Source organism: Enterobacter cloacae complex sp.6700776 (genome assembly GCF_048284255.1).
In the GTDB taxonomy this organism is placed as follows: domain Bacteria; phylum Pseudomonadota; class Gammaproteobacteria; order Enterobacterales; family Enterobacteriaceae; genus Enterobacter; species Enterobacter intestinihominis.
Map to the genome: position 1 here is coordinate 1 of NZ_JBLVYK010000084.1, position 359 is coordinate 359.

Here is a 359-nt window from a genome sequence, read left to right on the forward strand (position 1 = left end):
GTAGTTCCACTGGTTTCTGGGAGCGACAAACGCGCCGCGATAGCGCTTCATTTCAATCAGCCGCTTCGCCATCAGGGAACGAAACACTTCGCGGATGATGTTGCGCGAGGTTTCAAACTCCTCACAGAGTTCCGCTTCGGCCGGAAGCGCCGAACCCGGGACGTATTTACCGCTGACGATCTGTTTGCCCAGCGAGATCACAATGCGATCGGTCTTATTGAGAGTCATGGAGAGTCCTTGTGCTCTATGTGTACTGCTCTACTTTACCGTCGCTGCTGAATTTCGCCTCATGTTTGTACTACTAACGTGATGCTGTACGTTATCAACATGAGCGTAATGTAGTACAACATTATTGTGTT

General features: G+C 50.1%; 1 pseudogene. It reads right to left on the reverse strand.

Features of this window, described 5'->3' with window-relative positions:
- Positions 1 to 228: pseudogene (gene dgoR / locus ACNQ0T_RS23325) on the reverse strand (D-galactonate utilization transcriptional regulator DgoR); the annotation flags it as partial.
- Between the last annotated feature and the right edge of the window lie 131 nt (positions 229 to 359).